Source organism: Mesorhizobium sp. M2A.F.Ca.ET.037.01.1.1, assembly GCF_003998075.1.
Lineage (GTDB): Bacteria > Pseudomonadota > Alphaproteobacteria > Rhizobiales > Rhizobiaceae > Mesorhizobium.
Genome location: NZ_RZSA01001408.1, coordinates 1 through 1,216, shown reverse-complemented (window position 1 = coordinate 1,216; position 1,216 = coordinate 1). Strand labels below are relative to the sequence as shown.

General features: G+C 64.1%; 2 protein-coding genes. One reads left to right on the top strand and one right to left on the bottom strand.

Going from position 1 to position 1,216, the window contains the following annotated elements; translation table 11 throughout:
• A partial coding sequence (locus EOA27_RS37160; RefSeq protein WP_145970853.1) for a COX15/CtaA family protein occupies nt 1–804 on the bottom strand: 804 nt, incomplete at its 3' end.
• A gap of 151 nt (nt 805–955) precedes the next feature.
• Between EOA27_RS37160 and EOA27_RS37155 the strand changes: the two genes are divergently transcribed.
• Complete coding sequence (locus EOA27_RS37155; protein WP_042643947.1) at nt 956–1,171, top strand: DUF2842 domain-containing protein; 216 nt, start codon at nt 956–958, stop codon at nt 1,169–1,171.
• Nucleotides 1,172–1,216: the final 45 nt, after the last annotated feature.

Sequence of the window (1,216 nt, the reverse complement as noted above, 5' to 3'; positions counted from 1 at the left end):
GAACTGCACCGTCTTCGGATTCTCAAAGAAGTTCAGCCAGGCGGGCTTCAGGAGAAGCAGATCGGAGGGGATCACCTTTCCGTCCATCAGCGGCCATGTGTTGTAGGAAAGACCGGCGTGAAGGCCAGCGACCAATCCGCCGAGATAGATCTGGATTAGCGTCAGGAACACGATGAAGCCGGCGAGCCGCTGTGTCGAGCGGTCGGCGGCAGGCTCCGAATGCGGCGCCAGGCCTCGCGCGACCGCCATCGTGGCGGTGAAGATCAGCGCGGCAAGCGTCAGATGCGTCGCCAGGCGGTACTGGCTGACCGAAACGCGGTCGACAAGGCCGGAAGCCACCATCCACCAGCCGATGGCGCCTTGCAGTCCGCCGAGCGCCAGGATGCCGATGAGCTTCAACCCAAGGCCGCGCTCGATGCGGCGCGTTGCCCAGAAGAACAGCAGCGGCAGGGCGAAGACCACGCCGACGCTGCGCGCCAGGATGCGGTGCGCCCACTCCCACCAGAAGATCGACTTGAAGTCCTCGAGGCTCATGCCCTTGTTGATCTCGGTATATTGCGGGATCTGCTGGTAGCGCTGGAACTCTTCCTGCCATTCGGCGTCGTTGAGCGGCGGGATGACGCCATGGATCGGCTGCCACTCGGTGATCGACAGGCCCGAGCCGGTGAGACGCGTGGAACCACCGACCAGAACCAGCGCGAACAGCACGAACACCACGACGTAGAGCCAGCCGCGCACCAAAGCGCGGTTATGGAGGTCTCGGTCGCGTGCGGCATAGGGGGCCGTGGCGGTGATTGCAGCCATGGACGTTTTCCGGCAGTTGAAACGCTGGAGTGGTGGACCAAGGCTCGCGCCGTGGCAAGGCTGGACAGCGCGGCACGCCGTCGCGCCGGGCCGCGGTGGTTGCGTGCGCACGCCATTCAGCCTAAGCGAGACGGGTCAACGAGACCGCGACATGCCCATTCGCCTGAAAAAGCTGATCGGAACCATCCTGCTTGTGGCGCTGGTCATCATCTATGCGCTGATCGCCTCCGCGGTCGCGGTCACCAGGCTCGCCGAATACGGGCCTACGGCGCATCTCCTGTTCTTCCTGCTCAGCGGCTTTCTCTGGGTTCTGCCGGCCATGGCCATCATCAAATGGCTGATCATCGAGCCGCGTCCGAAGGGTTGATCCTCGCTGACGCCAGCGGCGCCGGCTGGTCTAGATGGTCACCAC

Coding starts and splice junctions, on each gene's coding strand:
- EOA27_RS37155 (WP_042643947.1), top strand. CDS start 956: ATGCCCATTCGCCTGAAAAAGCTGATCGGAACCATCCTGCTTGTGGCG.